The sequence below is a fragment of the Vreelandella janggokensis genome, assembly GCF_031451615.1.
Taxonomy (GTDB): Bacteria; Pseudomonadota; Gammaproteobacteria; order Pseudomonadales; family Halomonadaceae; genus Vreelandella; species Vreelandella janggokensis.
Genome location: NZ_JARWAJ010000006.1, coordinates 115,404 through 134,849, shown reverse-complemented (window position 1 = coordinate 134,849; position 19,446 = coordinate 115,404). Strand labels below are relative to the sequence as shown.

Sequence of the window (19,446 nt, the reverse complement as noted above, 5' to 3'; positions counted from 1 at the left end):
CGATGTATCAGGTCTCGACGATTTTGCCGGGAAAACGGTAAAAGTAGCGATGGCCGCACTGGTGGCAAGGCTCCAGCCGCGAGACGCTGTGAAGCATCACCTGGGCGTCGCAGTGCACGCAGGCCATCAGGCCGGGAGCGGCCATCTCGCCTTCGCAGTAATCGGCGCGGGCGGCTTCCAGGTCGTCGTCAAAGCGCTCACGCTCGACGATGCTCCGGTCGGCAATCGAAAGCAGCGACTCCGCCACGCGGCGGGTAAGGTGGTCAAGATCAATGCCTAACCAGCTGGCCACCTGCTTCCCGGTATCCGACATGTAGTGGCGCATGTCTTTCAGGTCACGCTCTACCCAGGCCCGCAGCAAAGCCAGTTCGTCCTTGGTGTACTCTTCCAGCTCCGCTTCAAACTCAACGGCGTCGTCCAGGTCCTTTTGCAGATTTTCCCAGGTCAGCTCGTCAGCGCCGTCCCGCATCCGTTCCAGCAAACGCTCGTAGCCTTCGCGTAGGCGATGGTCGTTGTGTTGTTCACTCATGGTCCCTCTCCTTTTGTCGACGCGCGGTGTGACCTATCATGGCCTAGCCGTTCAAGGATACACCTGCATAGGATACAATCGACGCCACTAATCTGACAGTCGTCATCTAACATTCACTTTGCGCCCAACTTGGGCGATACGCCAAGGCATTAAATAAACCGATGGACGCACAATACAGCCCTCGTGAAATTGAACGCGACGCCCAACAATATTGGGATCAACATCAATGCTTTAAAGCGGTAGAGGACGCGAACCGCGAAAAGTTTTACTGCCTTTCGATGTTCCCCTACCCCAGCGGCAAGCTGCACATGGGCCACGTGCGTAACTACACTATCGGCGACGTGGTGTCCCGCTTCCAGCGCATGCAGGGCAAGAATGTCATGCAGCCCATGGGTTGGGATGCGTTCGGCATGCCGGCGGAAAACGCCGCGATTCAAAACCAGGTGCCGCCCGCCAAGTGGACGTACCAGAACATCGACTACATGCGCAACCAGTTGAAAGCCCTCGGTTTTGCCTACGACTGGAGCCGTGAATTCGCTACCTGCGATACCAGTTATTACCGCTGGGAGCAGTGGTTCTTCACCAAGCTGGTGGAAAAGGGGCTGGTTTACAAGAAGATGTCCACGGTCAACTGGGACCCGGTCGACCAGACCGTTCTGGCCAACGAGCAGGTCATCGAAGGCCGCGGATGGCGTTCCGGCGCGCTGGTCGAGCGCAAGGAAATCCCGCTGTGGTTTTTGAAGATCACTGACTACGCCGATGAGCTGCTGGCGGATCTCGACAACGTCGAGTGGCCCGAGCAGGTCAAGACCATGCAGCGCAACTGGATCGGCAAATCCCAGGGCGTCGAGCTGTCTTTTGACATCAAGGCCCCCGACGGCTCGAGCGGTGAGCCGCTTTCGGTGTACACCACGCGCCCGGACACGCTGTTCGGCGTTACCTATATGGCCGTGGCCGCCGACCACCCGCTGGCCAAACAGGCCGCTGAAGGCAACGCCGAGCTGCAGGCCTTCCGCGAGGAGTGCGCCCGTGGCGGCACCTCGGAAGCCGAAATGGCCACCAAGGAGAAAAAAGGCCTGCCCACGGGCTTCAAGGCCATTCATCCGCTTACCGGCAATGAAGTACCCGTCTTTGTGGCCAACTTCGTGCTGATGGAGTTCGGTACCGGGGCGGTCATGGCCGTACCTGCCCACGACCAGCGCGACTGGGAGTTCGCCACCAAGTACGGCATCGAGATCAATCCGGTGATTGCCGATGAAAACGGCAACACACCCGACCTGTCCCAGGGCGCGTATGCCGAACACGGTATGCTGATCAACTCTGGCGAGTTCAACGGGCTGGGCTTCGAGGACGGCTTTGATGCAATCGCCGCCAAGCTCGCCGAGATGGGCCGCGGCGAGGTCAAGACCAACTACCGCCTGCGCGACTGGGGGGTGGCCCGCCAGCGCTACTGGGGTGCGCCGATTCCGGTCAAATACGGCCCTGAAGGCCAGACCGTGCCGCTTACCGATGACCAGTTGCCGGTCGAACTGCCGATGGAAGTCACCGTCGACGCCTCGGGGTCACCGCTCAAGAAGATGCCCGAGTTTTCCGACCTGGGCGACGGCTGGACCCGGGAGACCGACACCTTCGACACCTTCATGGAGTCTTCGTGGTATTTCGCGCGCTTCTGCTGCGCTGACAACCATGAGGCCATGCTTGATGAGCGGGCCAACTACTGGCTACCGGTCGACCTTTACATCGGCGGGATCGAGCACGCCATCCTGCACCTGCTCTACGCCCGCTTCTTCCATAAGCTGATGCGTGACTTTGGCCTGGTGGATTCCGATGAGCCCTTCCAGCAGCTGCTGACCCAGGGCATGGTGATTGCGGAAACCTACTACCGCACCACCGAGAACGGCGGTAAGGAGTGGTTCAACCCCGCCGATGTCGAGGTCAAGCGCGATGAGAAAGGCCGCCCGCTGAGTGCGGTACTGATGAGCGATGGCCAGCCGGTGGAAATGGGCGGCATCGAGAAGATGTCCAAGTCGAAGAACAACGGCGTTGACCCGCAGTCGATGATCGACAAGTTCGGCGCCGACACCGTTCGCCTGTTCATGATGTTTGCCGCGCCCCCCGAACAGTCACTGGAGTGGTCGGATTCCGGCGTGGAAGGCGCCCACCGCTTCCTGAAGCGCATGTGGCGGCAGGTTCACGAGCACCTTGAAGCCGGTTCGCCGGGCAAACTGGACGTGGCCGCGCTGGATGACGACCAGAAAGCACTGCGCCGCAAGACCCATGAAACCATCAAGAAAGCCAGCGACGACATTGGCCGCCGGACGACCTTCAACACCGCCATTGCCGCGGTGATGGAGCTTTCCAACGCCCTGGCCCGCTTCGATGACGACTCAGCCCAGGGGCTTGCGGTGAGCCGTGAGGCACTGGAAGCCTGCGTATTGCTGCTGGCACCGATCACGCCGCACCTTTGCCATCGCCTGTGGCAGCAATTGGGCCATACGACCCCGGCGATTGAAACGCCCTGGCCTGCCGTCGACGAAGCGGCGCTTACCCGCGATACCATTGAGCTTGTGGTCCAGGTTAACGGCAAATTGCGGGCCCGTATGGAAGCCCCGGCCGGCGCCGACAAAGCTGCCATTGAGCAGTTGGCAATGGAAAACGACAACGTCCAGCGTCACCTGGAAGACAAGACGGTGCGTAAAGTCATCGTGGTGCCGGGCAAGCTGGTCAACATAGTGGTGAGCGGATGAATCGACGGACTTTTTTAGCCACCAGTATGGCCGCCTCGGCGGCCGTGCTCCTCAGCGCCTGCGGTTTTCGGCTGCGCGGTGCGGGTTCCATGCCCAGCCTGCCGCCGCTGGCCCTTGAAGGCGATACCAATAGCGACCTGGCTCTCCAGCTCATCGACCGTTTGGAGCAGCAAGGCACTGCCATCACGGATAGCGGCCAATGGCGCGTGACGCTGGGATCGCCGACGTTGGACGAACGGCGCCTGGGCGGCGAAGTTCGCGGTAGCCGGGACCACGAGCTGACCCTTAACATTACGCTGTCTGTTCAACGCCGCGAGGACAACGCCTACCTGCTCAACGGTGAAACGCTGTCGACCAGTACCCGTATTCGCATCAATGATAATGACCTGCTCAACCGCGAGGACCTGTTCAGCGAAGCCGAGCAAAGCCTCAATCGTGAATTGACGCAGCGCATTATCGAACGTCTCAGCGCCCTGAATAACGCCTCGTGAAAGTCTTTGCCGATCAACTGCCCGCCGCCCTGGCCAAGTCGCTGCCCAAGGTCGTGATTGTGGCCGGCGATGAGCCGCTTCAGCACCGCGATGCCTGCGATGCTGTAAGAGCCGCGGCCCGCCAGGCGGGTATCGAGGAGCGCGAAGTCCTGGATGTCGAGCCCAACTTTGCCTGGGGGCGGCTGCTTGAAGTGGCCAGCAACCTGTCGCTGTTCGCCACCAACAAGCTGCTTGAACTGCGTTTGGGCCAGCACAAGCTGGGGCAGGAAGGTAGTAAGGCGTTGGCCGAATACGCCCAGCACCTGGACAATAACGATGACCTGCTGTTGATCAGTATGGGCAAGCTTGATGCCAAGCAGCAAAAAAGTGCCTGGTTCAAGGCGCTCGATAAGCATGGTCTGTTTGTCCCGGTATGGCCGGTTGATGTCTCGCGTCTGGGTTACTTTCTGCGCGACCGTGCCTCACTTCACGGCTTGCAGATCGACCTGGACGCCGCTCGCCTGCTGGGTGAACGTACCGAAGGCAATCTGCTGGCGGCTGATCAGGCGATGCAGAAACTGGCCCTCATTCACCCCCAGGGTACCCGGCTTAGTGCGGAAAGCATTGCCCAGGGCGTGGAAGACAGCACCCGCTTTGATGTTTTCACCCTGGCCGACGCCTGTTTGAAAGGCGAACCCAGCCGCGTCTCGCGGATTATCACCGGGTTGCGTAGTGAGGGCGTGGAAGCGCCTATCGTCCTCTGGGCGCTAACCCGCGAGCTACGTACGCTGCTGTCGCTGCATCAACACATGGACCAGGGACAGAGCTTTGAGCACGCCTGCAAGGCTCAAAAGCCGATGATTTTCGACAAGCGCCGCCCAGGCTATCAAAAAGCCACTCAGCGGCTACCCATGAAGCGTTTACATAAGCTGCTGTTGATGGCCCAACGACTGGATCTCGCCGTTAAAGGGGCGTCACCGGTGCCGTTATGGCCCGGATTGCACGACCTGGCGATGACCATGGCCGGTGGACGCGGGTTACTGGCTGAATCGGCCTGGACGTACCGCGTTGCCCCCAGCTTTTAGGCCTTTCCGGCCTTCTGCATCCAGGCACCATTGTCCGAATAAGCAATAACCGTGAATTCTCGGTACCAAAGCGTGTACCCCGCTTAAAAAACGACTGAATTCTTCCTATACTCATGTTTCAAGCCGTTTGTGCTTGGCCCATCCCTATAAATATGTCTAAGGATCAAGACGATGAAAAAAATACGTGCCTATCTATCGACGCTGCTTATTGCCGCCCTGGTCATTACCAGCCTGCCCGTTGCGGCGGCACCGGCTTCTTCCTCAACGGACCTTGTCAGCACACAGTCCGTGCTCGCCAACGATAGTGCCCAGGCGGACCGTGAGCGGATCCATCAGCTACTTAACCGCGCCGACATCCAGGACGCACTGGTCAAGCAAGGCGTTGACCTGGACGAGGTGGAAATGCGTGTTGCCGCTTTGAGCGATGCTGAAGCCCAGCAAATGGCCACCCAACTGGAAGAGCTGCCAGCTGGCGCCGGTGTCGTTGGTGCGCTGTTCGCGGTCTTTATTATTCTATTGGTCACTGACATTCTTGGCCTGACCGATGTTTATCCGTTTACGCGCTAATCCATGAAGCCTATCTTCATGAACGCTATGTATTGCTTTCAAAACGCCCGCCTCGCGGGCGTTTTCGTCTTGATGCTGTTACTCACGGCTTGCGCAAGCGCCCCGCAGCTACGCGATAGCACTGAACAGCGCCTGCCCCGCCAAAGCGAGATCAGCGACGTTCCCTTTTACGCCCAGACCGAGTACCAGTGCGGCCCGGCAGCGCTGGCCATGGTACTGAATCACCAGGGGGTCGATACCGACGTCGAGACGCTGATACCCCAGGTATTTATTCCTGACCGCGAAGGTAGCGTCCAGCCGGAAATGATGGCCACTGTGCGTCGCCATGAGCGTCTTGCTTATCCCATTCGCGGCAGCTTTGGCGATCTGTTGGGGCATCTGGCCGCCGGTGACCCGGTCTTGGTCATGCAGAACCTGTCACTCGCGGCGTTTCCCATGTGGCATTACGCGGTGGCAATTGGCTACGACCTGGATGACGATACCCTGATACTGCGCAGTGGCGAAATCGAGCGGCATACCCTGTCTTTCAGTCGCTTTGATGCCACCTGGGCACGAACCGATCGCTGGGGATTTGTAGTGGCAAAGCCTGGCACTCTGCCGGAGGGCATTACCGCACGCAACGCGATCAATGCGATCAGCGCTTACGAGGAAGCACATGGCCCCGAAGCCACACTGGGTAGCTGGCAGGCAATGACAGAGCGTTACCCCAACAATGCGATTGGCCAGTTTGGCCTGGCGAATGCGTATTACGCCAACCAGCAGCCGGACAACGCGCTCAGCGCCTTCCAGGCAGCCACTCAGCGTGATCCGCAAATGGGCGCAGCGTGGCTGAATATCGGGCTACTGCAGTTGCAGAGGGACCAGCCGGAGGCGGCGCGAGAAGCTCTCAGACAGGCGGCGTCCATCGAAGGCAGCTGGCAGGCCCGTGCCCAGGAAGTACTGGAAAATCAGTTGGGCAGGTAACTGAAAACGCCGTGGCTAAGCCACGGCGTCTTGGAGAAATCATCAATCTTGTTTGACGTGAATTAACGACGAGAAGCGTTATAGCCTAGATCGGCGCCACGGCTTTCGTCGCTACGACGACGTGCGCTACCGCGTTTACGGTTCTCTTCCTCGCACACCTTGTCTTTACCGCCGCAGATATCGCAGCCGTCTTTCATGCCGATTTGATTCAAGCCGCCACAGGAACCCGCAATGGGCTTGCGTCCCATGATGACCCCCACGGCCATGACCGTCATCACAAGGGCCATGAATCCGAAAACCAGTAGCCAGATGGCCATAATTACCTCCTCTCACGATGGGGCTTACCAGTAGACAACAACAAGTCCCGTTAGTGCCTGATATTCCACAACGCGAAAATAAAGGGGGCCAGCCAATGGCCAGCCCCGCAATCGCCCTTGGGCATGCTATTAACCGCCGAAATCATCCAGCATGATGTTTTCCGGCTCAACCCCCAGATCAAGCAGTAGCTTGATGCAAGAGGCGTTCATCATGGGCGGCCCACACATGTAGTATTCACAATCTTCAGGCGCGGGGTGGTCCTTCAGATAGTTTTCATACAACACGTTGTGAATGAAGCCCGTCGCTCCTTCCCAGTTATCTTCCGGCAGCGGGTCTGACAACGCCAGGTGCCATTCGAAGTTCGAGAATTCTTCAGCCAGTTGATCGTACTCTTCATTGTAGAAGGTTTCACGCCATGAGCGCGCACCGTACCAGAATGAAATTTTACGATCGGTTTTCAACCGCTTGAGCTGGTCGAAGATATGGCTGCGCATCGGTGCCATACCGGCACCACCGCCGATAAAGATCATTTCGGCGTTGGTATCCTTGGCGAAGAACTCTCCAAACGGCCCCATCACGGTAACCTTGTCACCCGGCTTCAAGCTGAAGACATAGGTGGACATCAAGCCCGGGGGATGGCTGGTGCCGGGAGGCGGCGTCGCGATACGGATGTTGAACTTGAGGATACCCTTCTCATCCGGGTAGTTCGCCATTGAGTATGCACGAATGACTTCCTCGTTGTTCTTGTGGGAAACGTCGAACAAGCTGAACTTTTCCCAGTCACCACGGTATTCCTCTTCGATATCAAAATCAGAGAACTTGATATCGTACGGCGGCGCCACCAACTGCACGTAGCCACCGGCGCGGAAGGCAACTTCTTCGCCTTCCGGCAGCTTCAGGTTCAGCTCTTTGATAAAGGTGGCAACGTTGGGGTTATCGATAACCTCGCATTCCCACTTCTTGACGCCAAACACTTCCTCAGGCACTTCAATCTTCATGTCCTGCTTGACAGGCACCTGACAAGAAAGACGCCAGCCTTCCTTCTTCTCGCGCATGGTGAAGTGCGATTCTTCGGTCGGCAGGATAGAGCCGCCGCCTGTCTCTACACGGCACTTGCACTGGGCGCAGGAACCACCGCCGCCACATGCAGAGGAAAGGAAAATGCCGTTGGCGGCCAGGGTATTCAGTAGTTTGCCACCGGCCTGGGTCGTCAAGGTATGTTCAGGGTCATCGTTGACCTCAATGGTCACGTCCCCACTACTCACAAGCTTGCTTCGCGCTGCCAGAATGATCGCCGTTAAGCTGATAACGATGACCGTAAACATGACAACACCGAGCAAGATGACAGCTGTATCAACCATGTCGGTTTCCTATTGCTGAAGGGTTTTCTTTGCCCCGACGATGCGTATGCACCGTCGGGAAAACCGGCTCCGATTAAAGCTGAATACCTGAGAAGGACATAAAGCCCAACGACATCAGCCCTACGGTGATAAAGGTGATACCCAGGCCCTGCAAGCCCGCCGGTACATCGCTGTACTTGAGCTTTTCACGGATGCCTGCCAGGGCAGCGATCGCCAGCGCCCAGCCAGTACCGGCACCAAAGCCATAGACCACCGACTCACCAAAGTTATAGCTACGCTCGACCATGAACAGTACGCCACCGAGAATGGCGCAGTTCACCGTGATAAGCGGCAGGAAAACCCCCAGCGCGTTATAGAGCGTAGGCACGTACTTATCCAGGAACATTTCCATGATCTGGACGAGTGCTGCAATAACCCCGATATAGCTGAGCAGTCCGAGGAACGAAAGGTCGATGTTTTCAGCACCATTGATGCCGGTCCAGGTCAGTGCACCCTCCTGAAGCAGGAAGGTGTATACCAGGTTGTTGACCGGCACGGTGACGGTCAGTACGACAATAACGGCAATACCCAGGCCGATCGCGGAGGATACCTTTTTCGAGACGGCCAAAAAGGTACACATGCCGAGGAAGAAGGCCAACGCCATGTTTTCAACGAAGACCGACGCAACAAAAAGGCTTAGATAATGTTCCATGTTACACGGCCTCCTTCGGTTGAGTATTTTCCTTCATCTTGAACTCGTTCTCCTCAACCTGCTCAGGATTGAGTGAACGCAGCACCCAGATCAGCAGGCCGATGATGAAGAATGCAGAAGGCGGAAGCAGCAGCAAGCCGTTGCCCACGTACCAGCCACCGTCCTGAACGGTCGGCAGTACGGTGAAGCCAAATACGCTGCCTGAGCCCAGCAGTTCACGGAAGAAGCCAACGACCATCAGTACAAAGCCGTAACCCAGACCGTTACCGATACCGTCAAGGAAGGACATGCCGGGCGTGTTGGACATCGCAAAGCCTTCTGCACGTCCCATGACGATGCAGTTGGTAATGATCAGACCGACGAACACCGACAGCTGTTTGGACATTTCATACGCATAGGCTTTGAGAACCTGATCCACCACGATAACCAGCGAGGCGATGATGGTCATCTGGACAATGATCCGTATTGAAGACGGAATATGATTCCTGATCAACGATACAAACAGGTTTGAAAATGCCGTTACAAAAATAACCGCCAACGCCATTACCAGCGAAACACTCATGCTGGTCGTCACCGCCAGCGCCGAACAGATACCCAATATCTGCAGTGCGATGGGGTTGTTCTTGAAAATCGGCGCTGTTAAAACGCCTTTTGCATTTACGTCCGCCATGATTAGGCCCCCTCAACGTCTTCGAAGTTGGTATCGGTGTCTTCGGCGTCTTCCGGGTCAGTACCGCTACGGAATTTCGCCAAATACGGACCGAAGCCTTCTTCGCTCAACCAGAATTGCAGCATGTTGGTCACGCCGTTACTGGTCAGCGTAGCGCCGGATAGCGCATCAACTTCGTGTTCGTTACTTGCACCGCCTTTGGTCAGGTGGATTTCCGGCGAGAGGTCGCCCTCTTCGTCGTAAATCTCTTTACCTTCCCACTGAGCCTGCCAGCGCGGGTTGTTGACCTCAGCACCCAGGCCAGGCGTTTCACTGTGCTCGTAGTAGGTGATACTGACAATGGTATTGCCGTCACCCTCTACGGAGATGAAGCCACGCATGAGGCCCCAAAGGCCCTGGCCACGAATCGGCAGCACAATCTGCTCCGGATCGTTTTCATCACCAATCAGGTACACAGTAGAGTAATTTTCTACCCGGCTTAGACCCGCAATGTCTTTTTCACCAGACAACGTGCGACCAGTGGCCGGATCCCGAGCGGCTTCAAAGTTATTGAAGGTCTCCGGGTCGAACTCATCGGTGTAATCACCGGATTCCATGTCAACGACACGGGCCGTAATCTGCTCGTTGAATGTTTCTTCAACGTCCATGCCCGGCTCGTAAAGCTTGGCCACGTTAAGGATGTTGGTCTTACGGTCCAGTTCCTGGTTCAACTGCTGGGCGGGGCGTAATGCCACCGCCGCCGTCGAGACAATGACGGAGCACACAATACACAGTGCAAACGCCACTATCAGAACTTTCTTGATGGAGTTATTACCTTGTGCCATTAGGCAGTCTCCTCGGCCGGTACGCCCGTGCGCTTGACGCGACGCTTGATATTGGCCTGGACAAAGAAATGGTCAATCAACGGGGCAAACAGATTGGCAAACAGAATCGCCAGCATGATGCCTTCCGGGAAAGCCGGGTTCACCACGCGGATCAGCACCGTCATCACGCCGATCAAGGCGCCGAACACCAGGCGGCCCTGGTTGGTCATGGAGGCAGACACCGGGTCCGTCGCCATGAACACCATGCCAAAGGCGAAGCCGCCAATCACCAGATGCCAGTACCACGGCATCGCAAACATTGGATTGGTGTCAGACCCCATCAGATTGAACAGCGTGCTGGTGATGACCATGCCCAGCAAGACGCCCAGCATGATTCGCCAACTGGCAATCCCGGTCCATAGCAAGACGGCGGCGCCAATAAAGATCGCCAGGGTGGATACCTCACCTACCGAGCCCGGGACAAAGCCGAGGAAAGCGTCCCACCAGCTGAAGGTGTCGGTCAGCGAGCCCATGCCTTCCTGGAAAGCCAGTGACAGCGCCGTAGCACCTGTGTAGCCGTCGGCTGCTACCCAGACAGAATCGCCGGAAATTTGCGCCGGATAAGCAAAATACAGAAATGCCCGCCCGGTCAGCGCGGGGTTCAGGAAGTTTTTCCCGGTACCCCCGAAAATCTCCTTGCCGATGACCACGCCAAAGGTGATACCCAACGCCACCTGCCAGAGCGGAATTGTCGCCGGCAGGATCAGGGCGAACAGCACGGATGTCACGAAGAAGCCTTCATTGACCTCGTGGCCACGCTTGATGGCAAAGAGCACTTCCCAGAAACCACCGACGGCGAAGGTCACCAGATAGATGGGCAGGAAGTAGGTTGCCCCCAACACGAAGTTGGCCCATAGGCTGCTTGGATCGTGTCCACCTGCCAGGGTCATCATGATGGCTTCGCGCCAGCCGTCCATCGATGCATAGCCTGCCTCGATGGCTGTATTGGCCTGCCAGCCCGCATTCCACATGCCAAAGAACATCGCCGGGAAGGTACACATCCAGACGGTGATCATGATGCGCTTGAGGTCGATGCCATCGCGCACGTGGGCGGTGGTTTTGGCCACGCTGGGGGGTGAGTAGAAAATCGTATCTACGGCTTCATAAAGCGGGTAAAACTTCTCGTACTTACCACCTTTATGGAAGTGCGGCTCGATGTTATCGAGTGTTTGTCGAATACCCATCATCAGGCCTCTTTCTCGATCATGGTGAGATTGTCACGCAGAATGGGACCGTACTCGTATTTGCCGGGGCAAACATAGGTACACAGGGCAAGGTCCTCTTCGTCCAGCTCCAGACACCCCAATTGCATGGCAACCTCAATGTCGCCCACGATCAGCGAACGCAACAGCTGCGTCGGCATAATGTCCAGCGGCATCACGGTTTCATAGACGCCGATTGGCACCATGGCACGCTCGGACCCATTAGTCGATGTTGTGGGGGCGTAGTTGCTCAGGCCCTTAATCTTGGAAAGATAAATACCCAGTACGGAATGGCGGTTAGCGCCTGGCGACAACCAGCCCATGAAAGAGCGCTTGTTGCCCTCTTCAAGCAAACTGATTTGATTGTCGAAACGTCCCAGATAGGTCAGCTTTCCTTCAGCGGCAAAGCCCGAGAAGACTGATCCTGAAATAACGCGGGTGTCTTCCGGTTGGATGACATTCCCGTCCAGGAGTTCCTCAGTGCTGGCTCCCACACGGGTACGCACCAAACGCGGATTCTCGGCACGCGGACCGCCAATCGCGACCACGCGGCTTACATCGAGTTTACCTTCGGCAAACAATTTGCCAAACGCAATGACGTCCTGATAACCAATGTGCCATACCTTTTTATGCAGGGCGACCGGTGACAGGTGATGAATATGCGTCCCTACCAGGCCGGCGGGATGTGGCCCTGCAAAGCTTTCGGTGGTAACACCCTCGACATCATCGCCGGGAACAGAGGCGTTGGCGCCCTTGCACAGAAAAACGTTGCCCTCGGTCAGGCGGGTTAGCACCTTGAGGCCGTCTTCAAATGCTTGTGTGTTCTCGTTGATGATCAACGCCGGATCAGCGCTGAGTGGATGGGTATCCACTGCAGTAACAAAAATATCGGCAGGCGTGCTGTCGATCGCCGGTGTCCGCGAGAAGGGACGCGTGCGTAACGCGGTCCAGAGCCCGGACTCTACCAGCTGGTCAACCACGACCTGACGATCGAGCTGACCTAACGAGGCACGTTCATGAGAAGCAAAGCTCACCGCCTCTTCCTGCTCGTCGACTTTGATCACGACAGATAATAGACGACGCTTTTCGCCACGGTTTATTGCGACCACTTCACCGGAGGCGGGTGCGGTGAAGCGCACGCCATCAATTTTCTTGTCGGTGAAGAGCAGTTGGCCCAGTTTGACCTTATCCCCTTCCTGAACTTCCATTGTCGGCTTCATGCCAACGTAGTCAGTACCCAGGATTGCCACGTGGCGCACAGGACGCGCATCTTCAATACGCTGCTCGGGCGCTCCCGTGATGGGGAGATCCAGGCCTTTTTTGACTTCGATCATAGTCTCGCCCAGTTGATGGATCGGATATACGAAGGTAAGGGGTTCGAATGCTTATTTTCTGCTCAGTGAATTTTTGTTATCTGTTCAGATTGTTACCAGTCAGGCTCAAGTAGCACTTGAACCACCCCGAAAAATCTATCGTATTATAAAGACAACCGGGCCTAATGACTACATCAACTGGGGTCGCCTAAAGTGCTATAGACGCCCTCATTTCAAGATTTTTTATTCCATTCGCCTACAAAAACGCCACCTGATGGTGGCGTTTTTCGATTAATGATTATCAATCAAAGCAGACAGACTAACTGGCTTGCTGGGGTAGCTTGAGAAAGCTGACGTTCGACATCTGCTGAAGAATACGGATCACCTGGCAGCTATAGCCGAATTCGTTGTCGTACCATACATAGACGACGGCATGATGACCGTTGGCAATAGTGGCTTTGGCATCCACAATCCCGGCGTGTCGGTTGCCCACAAAATCGGATGAGACCACTTCCGGAGAATCAACGAAGTCGATTTGTTTCTGATAGGCCGAGTCAATCGACATACGGCGCAGATAGTCGTTAAGCGCATCGACATCCGTTGTCTTGTCGAGCGTCAGGTTCAGGATCGCCATGGACACATTGGGGATGGGCACGCGGATCGCATTACCCGTCAGCTTGCCTTCAAGCTCCGGCAATGCTTTTGCCGCCGCCTTGGCCGCGCCGGTTTCGGTCAACACCATATTGAGGGCGGCACTGCGCCCGCGACGGTCCCCTTTGTGATAGTTATCAATCAGGTTCTGATCGTTGGTGTAGGCATGAACGGTCTCCACGTGGCCATTAACGACACCATATTCGTCGTTGAGCGCCTTGAGCACCGGCACGATGGCATTGGTCGTACACGAGGCCGCCGATACGATACGGTCCTGCTCGGTAATCGACTCATGGTTGATGCCATAGACAATATTCTTGATATCGCCTTTGCCCGGCGCCGTCAGCAGCGTCTTGGACGCGCCTTGGCATGCGACATGTTGACCCAGGCCTGCCTCGTCACGCCATATCCCTGTGTTGTCGACGATCACCGCGTTGTTGATGCCGTAATCCGTATAGTCGATATCGCTTGGGTTATCGGCATAGATGACTTGCACCACGTTACCGTTGACCGTCAGGGTGCGCGCCTCGGCATCAACGGCAATGGTGCCTTCAAAAGGCCCGTGAACCGAATCACGGCGTAACAGACTGGCACGCTTCTCCAGATCCTTCGCGACATCACCACGCCCGCGCACGACGATCGCCCGCAGCTGCAGCAGGTTGCCGCCGCCGGCTTTTTCGATCAGGACACGCGCCAGTAAACGTCCGATACGACCAAACCCGTAAAGCACAACGTCTTTGGGCTCACCCTTGCTGGCACCCGGCTGGTAGCCGTCAACGATCTGGTGCAGCTCCTTGCGCAGGAAGGTCTCGACATCGCCACCACCCTGCCGCTTCAGCATCACGGCCAGCTTGCCGACATCCACGTGGGCAGGCCCAAGGTTCAGCTCGCACAGCGCTTTGACAATCGGGAAGGTATCTTCGACCGACAGCTCAGTCCCTTCGATTTTGCGAACAAAACGATGGTCCTTGAGGATGCGGATGACCGACTGATTGATCAACGAACGCCCATACATGGTCGCCACAACATTGTGCTGACGGTACAGACGGCCAACCAAAGGGATCATCTGCTCCGCCAGAGCTTCGTTGCTTTGCCATTCCTGAAAAACGTTATCGAGCGTTTGCTGACTCACGTGCGGCCTCATTAAGTAATGAATAATTTTCATGGGTATTATCCGTAGCCGTTGAATGGGCCGCAATGCCTGGATAGTCGCAGACGATGTAGGGGGATTACATAAACAGCGGTTTGACTACAAGCGGGCTGCTTCTGCCTGAAAGCCTTGATCGTGTATGATCTAGGTTCCGTTTCAGCGCAGAACGACATCTTTATTATGCCCACGTTTTCTCTACTTGCTCCGCCCCAACCCGAGGGCGCGCGCGATACACTTTATTGGACATCGCCCCCCGGGAGCGCGTCGGCGCTTGCACTGGCACGTCTGGCCGCCAACGCTCCTCTATTGGTGATCACGCCAAATACCGCCAGCGCCCAACGCCTCGAGCAGGATCTGTCGTTTTATAGTGATGTCCCGGTATTGCCCTTCCCTGACTGGGAAACGCTACCCTATGACAGTTTTTCACCCCATCAGGATATCGTCTCCGCGCGCCTGCGCACGCTGCGCCAGCTTCAGGACGGGGTACGCGGACTTGTTCTGGTACCGATCAATACGCTGATGCAGCGCTTACCGCCGGTGGATTACATCGCCGGGCGCGTCCTGACGCTAAATGTCGGCGACAAACTCGATCGTGAGCCGTTTCGCGAAGCACTCTCACGAGCGGGTTACCGGGCCGTGGAAACCGTTTATGAACCGGGCGAATACGCCATGCGCGGGGCCTTGATCGACCTGTTCGCCATGGGGATGGACGCCCCCATCCGGATTGACCTGTTCGACGATGAGATCGATACCCTGCGTCATTTTGACCCGGGCAACCAACGCTCCACCGACAAGCTCGACAGGATCGAATTGCTGCCGGCCCATGAATACTCACTGAGCCGCTCATCGATCGCCTGCTTCCGCGAATTTTTCGAGACCCTGTTTGATGTCGATCCGCGCCAATGCCCGCTGTATAACGATGCGCTCAAAGGCATTCCGTCGCCGGGGCTGGAACACTACCTCCCCCTGTTTTTTGAGGAGACGGCGTCGCTGTTTGACCACTTGACCCAGGATACCCGGGTCGCCATGCTGCCGGGCGTCTATGCGGCGGCCGAACAGCACTGGCAGTCAATCGAAAGCCGCTACGCCAATCTGGGAGTCGACCCTACACGACCGCTGTTGCCGCCACACCGCGCGTTCTTTCCGGTCAGCGATGTATTTGCGGCCATCAAGCAGCGCCCGCGGGTTGAACTGAGTGACGATCCTGAACAGCGCCACGCCCTGGCGCCCGAAGCCAAGTCACTGCCCACGGTGGCGATCGACTCCCGGGCCAAACGGCCGCTGAACGACTTTGCCGATTTCCTCGAGCGCGAGACCGATTCCCGTGTGCTGCTGGTTGCCGAGTCACGCGGACGACGCGAGGCCCTTGAAGACGTACTGGCACCACTGTCGCTGAAACTGCCTCACGTCGATGGGTTTCAGGACTTCCTCGCCGGTGACCAGCGCCTCGCCATTACGGAGGGCCTGATTGACAGCGGGCTCTGGCTGACCGACCCGCCGCTCGCCGTGATCAGCGAGACAGAGCTGTTCGGCGATGTGGTTCGCCAGAGCCGGCGCCGTGAAAAGGCCACCGACGATAATGAATTTGCCGTTCGCCACCTCTCAGAACTGCGCAAAGGCGCGCCGGTGGTCCACCAGGCCCATGGCGTAGGCCGCTACATCGGCCTGGAAGCGCTTGAGGCAGGCGGTCAGGCCAATGAGTTCCTGGCATTGGAGTATGCCGACGGTGCCAAGCTCTATGTGCCGGTGGATAGCCTCCATCTGATCTCGCGCTACAGTGGTGCTGACGATGAGCTGGCCCCATTGCACAAGCTGGGCTCGGATCAGTGGGAAAAAGCTCGCAAGAAAGCCGCCGAGAAAATTCGCGACACCGCCGCTGAACTGCTGGATATCTATGCCCGTCGAGAAGCGCAGCAGGGCGTTGTATATGAAGCACCGAGCGATGAATACGCGCGTTTCGCGGGGAGCTTTCCGTTTGAAGAAACCGCCGACCAACAAGCCGCCATTGAAGCCGTCATCGACGACATGACATCGCCCCAACCCATGGATCGAGTGGTCTGCGGGGACGTGGGCTTCGGCAAGACCGAAGTCGCCATGCGCGCCGCCTTTCTGGCGGTTCAGTCGGGCCGTCAGGTTGTGGTACTGGTTCCCACCACTCTGCTGGCCCGCCAGCATTTTGAGAACTTCCGGGACCGGTTTGCCGACACTGCGGTCAATATCGGCCTCATCTCGCGCTTTACCCATGGCAAGGAGATGAAAAAGACGCTGGACGATATCAAGAACGGCCAGACCGATATCGTGATTGGCACCCACAAGCTTCTCGGCAATAGCGTTGAACTGCCCAAGATGGGCCTGTTGATCATAGACGAGGAGCACCGCTTTGGCGTCGCCCAGAAGGAAAAGCTCAAAACCCTGCGCGCCCAGATCGATATCCTGACATTGACGGCCACGCCCATTCCCCGGACGCTTAACATGGCGATGAGCGGTATTCGCGATCTGTCGATCATCGCGACACCGCCGCCCCGTCGGCTATCGGTCAAAACCTTTGTTCAGCAGCATCAGGACGGTGTTATCAAAGAGGCGCTGTTGCGCGAGATTCTGCGTGGTGGCCAGGTCTACTTTCTGCACAACGAAGTCAAGACCATTGAGAATACGGCCGAGCGTATTCGCTCGTTGATTCCTGAGGCCCGGGTCGCCGTCGCCCATGGCCAGCTCCCGGAGCGAAACCTCGAACGGGTCATGTCCGATTTCTACCACCGCCGCTTCAACGTGCTTGTCTGCTCGACCATCATTGAAACCGGCATCGACGTACCCAGCGCCAATACCATTATCATCGAGCGGGCCGACAAGTTTGGCCTGGCACAACTGCATCAACTGCGCGGACGTGTGGGCCGCAGCCACCACCAGGCGTATGCTTACCTGCTCACCCCGACGCCCAAGGCCATGACCCGGGACGCCGTCAAGCGTCTCGAGGCGATCAGTGCCTCGGATGACCTGGGCGCTGGTTTCACCCTGGCGAGCCACGACATGGAAATCCGCGGCGCGGGGGAACTGCTCGGTGATGAGCAGAGTGGCCAAATGGAAACCATCGGCTATACCCTTTATATGGAAATGCTTGATCGTGCCGTGAAAGCCATTCGTGCCGGCAAGACGCCGAATATCGATGCGCCCTTCGATAGCGGCGTTGAAATCAGCCTTAACCTGCCTGCACTGATTCCCGACGACTACATTCACGACGTCCAGCAGCGGCTCGTCATGTACAAACGCATTGCTAACACCCAAAGCGACGCGGAGCTTAAAGAACTGCAGGTGGAACTGATTGACCGCTTTGGCTTATTGCCAGCACCGCTAAAGCACCTGATACGCCAGACGCGACTACGCCAGCGAGCCGAGCAGCTTGGTATCAAGCGGTTAGAGGCAGGTGAGAAGCGCGGTCGAATCATCTTTGACCAGCATACCCAGGTGGACCCCTACACACTGGTCACGCTTATTCAAAGCTCACCAAAACACTACCGTCTGGACGGTTCGGATACGTTACGTTTTGAACTCGATATGGAAAAAATCGACCAGCGGTTTGAACATATCGAGTCACTGTTAGCCACACTCAATCAAAAAGTGGCGGCGGCCTGACGGTTGCGGCAAACTGAACCTGTTGTCATCGCCTGCGTGCGATGTATTCACTGATTAGGATTACTCATGAACATTCGTCATACTTTTCTTCGCTGGGGCCCTACCAGCCTTGCGGTTCTGCTAACGGCAAGCCTTTCAGCCCCGGTGATGGCTCAGTCTGCCGACGGCGAGCAGGCAAGTCAGAACACGCCCGAACTGAGCGACATCGCCATTGAAAGCGCAGAACTCGTTTCGCAGAAGTCGCCAAACGACCTGCCACGCGGGGAATTCCGCATTCCCGATGAAGGCGACATTATTGGCGAACGCTATACCATCACGATCGACAATCCGAAAGACACACTTATCGATGTGGCCCGGCGACACAACATTGGCTATGAAGAAATTCGCATGGCCAATCCTGATGTCAGCATATGGGTGCCTGGCGAAGGCACCGAAGTCGTTATTCCATCCCGCTACATATTGCCACCGGTAGAACGCGAAGGCATCGTGATCAATCTGTCCGAGTTGCGGCTTTACTACTACCCCGCTGACAAGCCGGGTATCGTTGAGACCTACCCGGTCAGCGTAGGCCGCGAGGAATTCGCGACACCCGTTGGCAAGACCAAGACCACGATCAAGGTTAAGGACCCGGCCTGGTCACCCCCCGCCTCCATGCGACGCGAAGCCGCCGCACGCGGCGAACCAGCTCCTTCAATCGTGCCACCCGGCCCTGACAACCCGCTAGGCGAACACGCAATCCTGCTGGGGCTGCCCAGCTACCTGATCCACGGCACAAACCGCCCTGACGGGGTCGGCATGCGTGTCAGTCGCGGCTGCATCCGCATGTACCCCGAGGATATCGAGTCACTTTACGAGCGTGTACCCAGCGGCACCCCGGTTAATTTGATTGACGCCCCTTTCAAGGCCGGCTGGGCTTCTGATGGCACCCTGTTTGTTCAGTCTTACCCGCAGCTCGAAGAAAATATGGACGACTTTGAACCGCTGCTTGAAGCTCTCAAACGCATTTCGGAGCTAACGGAAGACAACATCCAGGTAGACTATGCTCAGGTTCGCAGCGCAGTTGAATCGCCCAACGGTCGTTTCGTCGCCCTGTATGGTCCGCAAGCGCCTGCCCCAGAGCCTGAGGAGCCTGCTGAAGAAAACAAGCCCGACCCTCTGGAGCAAGGCATCTTCAAGCAGATTGAGCTAAGCGACAGCGGCCGGGCTGATGACGAGGTATAACGGTCAAGGCCCAAC

Annotated in this window: 16 protein-coding genes; 7 read left to right on the top strand and 9 right to left on the bottom strand. The window is 57.1% G+C overall.

Annotated elements, in window-relative coordinates:
- Positions 1 to 7: 7 nt before the first annotated feature.
- On the bottom strand, positions 8 to 529 hold the full coding sequence (locus QC816_RS15655; RefSeq protein WP_085919299.1) for a zinc ribbon-containing protein: 522 nt from the start codon (positions 527 to 529) through the stop codon (positions 8 to 10).
- A 161-nt stretch (positions 530 to 690) separates the two neighbouring features.
- Here QC816_RS15655 and leuS point away from each other — a divergent pair, with 161 nt between their 5' ends.
- The 5 genes from leuS to QC816_RS15630 all read left to right on the top strand — a co-directional run bounded on the left by leuS (position 691) and on the right by QC816_RS15630 (position 6,361).
- Positions 691 to 3,276, top strand: a complete 2,586-nt coding sequence (gene leuS / locus QC816_RS15650) for a leucine--tRNA ligase (protein ID WP_309783266.1) — start codon at positions 691 to 693, stop codon at positions 3,274 to 3,276.
- Positions 3,273 to 3,767 (top strand): LPS-assembly lipoprotein LptE, encoded by a 495-nt coding sequence (locus QC816_RS15645; protein ID WP_199285220.1) that lies wholly within the window; start codon positions 3,273 to 3,275, stop codon positions 3,765 to 3,767. Before leuS ends, QC816_RS15645 begins: the two co-directional genes overlap by 4 nt.
- Positions 3,764 to 4,831 (top strand): DNA polymerase III subunit delta, encoded by a 1,068-nt coding sequence (gene holA / locus QC816_RS15640; RefSeq protein ID WP_085919296.1) that lies wholly within the window; start codon positions 3,764 to 3,766, stop codon positions 4,829 to 4,831. The genes QC816_RS15645 and holA overlap by 4 nt, the downstream gene beginning before the upstream one ends.
- Positions 4,832 to 5,002: 171 nt before the next feature.
- On the top strand, positions 5,003 to 5,398 hold the full coding sequence (locus QC816_RS15635) for a PA2779 family protein (protein ID WP_085919295.1): 396 nt from the start codon (positions 5,003 to 5,005) through the stop codon (positions 5,396 to 5,398).
- An 18-nt stretch (positions 5,399 to 5,416) separates the two neighbouring features.
- Positions 5,417 to 6,361 (top strand): PA2778 family cysteine peptidase, encoded by a 945-nt coding sequence (locus tag QC816_RS15630; RefSeq protein WP_309783263.1) that lies wholly within the window; start codon positions 5,417 to 5,419, stop codon positions 6,359 to 6,361.
- Positions 6,362 to 6,423: 62 nt separating this feature from the next.
- Here QC816_RS15630 and nqrM read toward each other — a convergent pair whose 3' ends face one another.
- The 8 genes from nqrM to QC816_RS15590 all read right to left on the bottom strand — a co-directional run bounded on the left by nqrM (position 6,424) and on the right by QC816_RS15590 (position 14,562).
- Complete coding sequence (nqrM, locus tag QC816_RS15625; protein WP_066315197.1) at positions 6,424 to 6,678, bottom strand: (Na+)-NQR maturation NqrM; 255 nt, start codon at positions 6,676 to 6,678, stop codon at positions 6,424 to 6,426.
- Between the two features lie 129 nt (positions 6,679 to 6,807).
- Positions 6,808 to 8,040, bottom strand: coding sequence for an NADH:ubiquinone reductase (Na(+)-transporting) subunit F (gene nqrF / locus QC816_RS15620; protein WP_085919293.1), 1,233 nt, complete (start codon positions 8,038 to 8,040; stop codon positions 6,808 to 6,810).
- A 73-nt stretch (positions 8,041 to 8,113) separates the two neighbouring features.
- Positions 8,114 to 8,731: an NADH:ubiquinone reductase (Na(+)-transporting) subunit E gene (nqrE, locus tag QC816_RS15615; RefSeq protein ID WP_085919292.1), complete on the bottom strand. Its 618-nt coding sequence runs from the start codon at positions 8,729 to 8,731 to the stop codon at positions 8,114 to 8,116.
- A 1-nt stretch (position 8,732) separates the two neighbouring features.
- Complete coding sequence (locus tag QC816_RS15610; RefSeq protein ID WP_085919291.1) at positions 8,733 to 9,401, bottom strand: NADH:ubiquinone reductase (Na(+)-transporting) subunit D; 669 nt, start codon at positions 9,399 to 9,401, stop codon at positions 8,733 to 8,735.
- Between the two features lie 2 nt (positions 9,402 to 9,403).
- Positions 9,404 to 10,225 carry a Na(+)-translocating NADH-quinone reductase subunit C gene (locus tag QC816_RS15605; protein ID WP_085919290.1) on the bottom strand — a complete coding sequence of 274 codons (822 nt, stop codon included), beginning with the start codon at positions 10,223 to 10,225 and terminating at the stop codon, positions 9,404 to 9,406.
- Positions 10,225 to 11,451 carry an NADH:ubiquinone reductase (Na(+)-transporting) subunit B gene (locus QC816_RS15600; protein WP_085919289.1) on the bottom strand — a complete coding sequence of 409 codons (1,227 nt, stop codon included), beginning with the start codon at positions 11,449 to 11,451 and terminating at the stop codon, positions 10,225 to 10,227. The genes QC816_RS15605 and QC816_RS15600 overlap by 1 nt, the downstream gene beginning before the upstream one ends.
- On the bottom strand, positions 11,451 to 12,800 hold the full coding sequence (locus QC816_RS15595) for a Na(+)-translocating NADH-quinone reductase subunit A (protein WP_264826223.1): 1,350 nt from the start codon (positions 12,798 to 12,800) through the stop codon (positions 11,451 to 11,453). Before QC816_RS15595 ends, QC816_RS15600 begins: the two co-directional genes overlap by 1 nt.
- A 298-nt stretch (positions 12,801 to 13,098) precedes the next feature.
- Positions 13,099 to 14,562, bottom strand: a complete 1,464-nt coding sequence (locus QC816_RS15590; RefSeq protein ID WP_085919287.1) for a glyceraldehyde-3-phosphate dehydrogenase — start codon at positions 14,560 to 14,562, stop codon at positions 13,099 to 13,101.
- Between the two features lie 198 nt (positions 14,563 to 14,760).
- Here QC816_RS15590 and mfd point away from each other — a divergent pair, with 198 nt between their 5' ends.
- Together mfd and QC816_RS15580 are read left to right on the top strand one after the other, a co-directional pair.
- Positions 14,761 to 18,210, top strand: coding sequence for a transcription-repair coupling factor (gene mfd / locus QC816_RS15585; RefSeq protein WP_268902180.1), 3,450 nt, complete (start codon positions 14,761 to 14,763; stop codon positions 18,208 to 18,210).
- A gap of 66 nt (positions 18,211 to 18,276) precedes the next feature.
- Positions 18,277 to 19,431 carry a L,D-transpeptidase family protein gene (locus QC816_RS15580; protein ID WP_085919285.1) on the top strand — a complete coding sequence of 385 codons (1,155 nt, stop codon included), beginning with the start codon at positions 18,277 to 18,279 and terminating at the stop codon, positions 19,429 to 19,431.
- Positions 19,432 to 19,446: the final 15 nt, after the last annotated feature.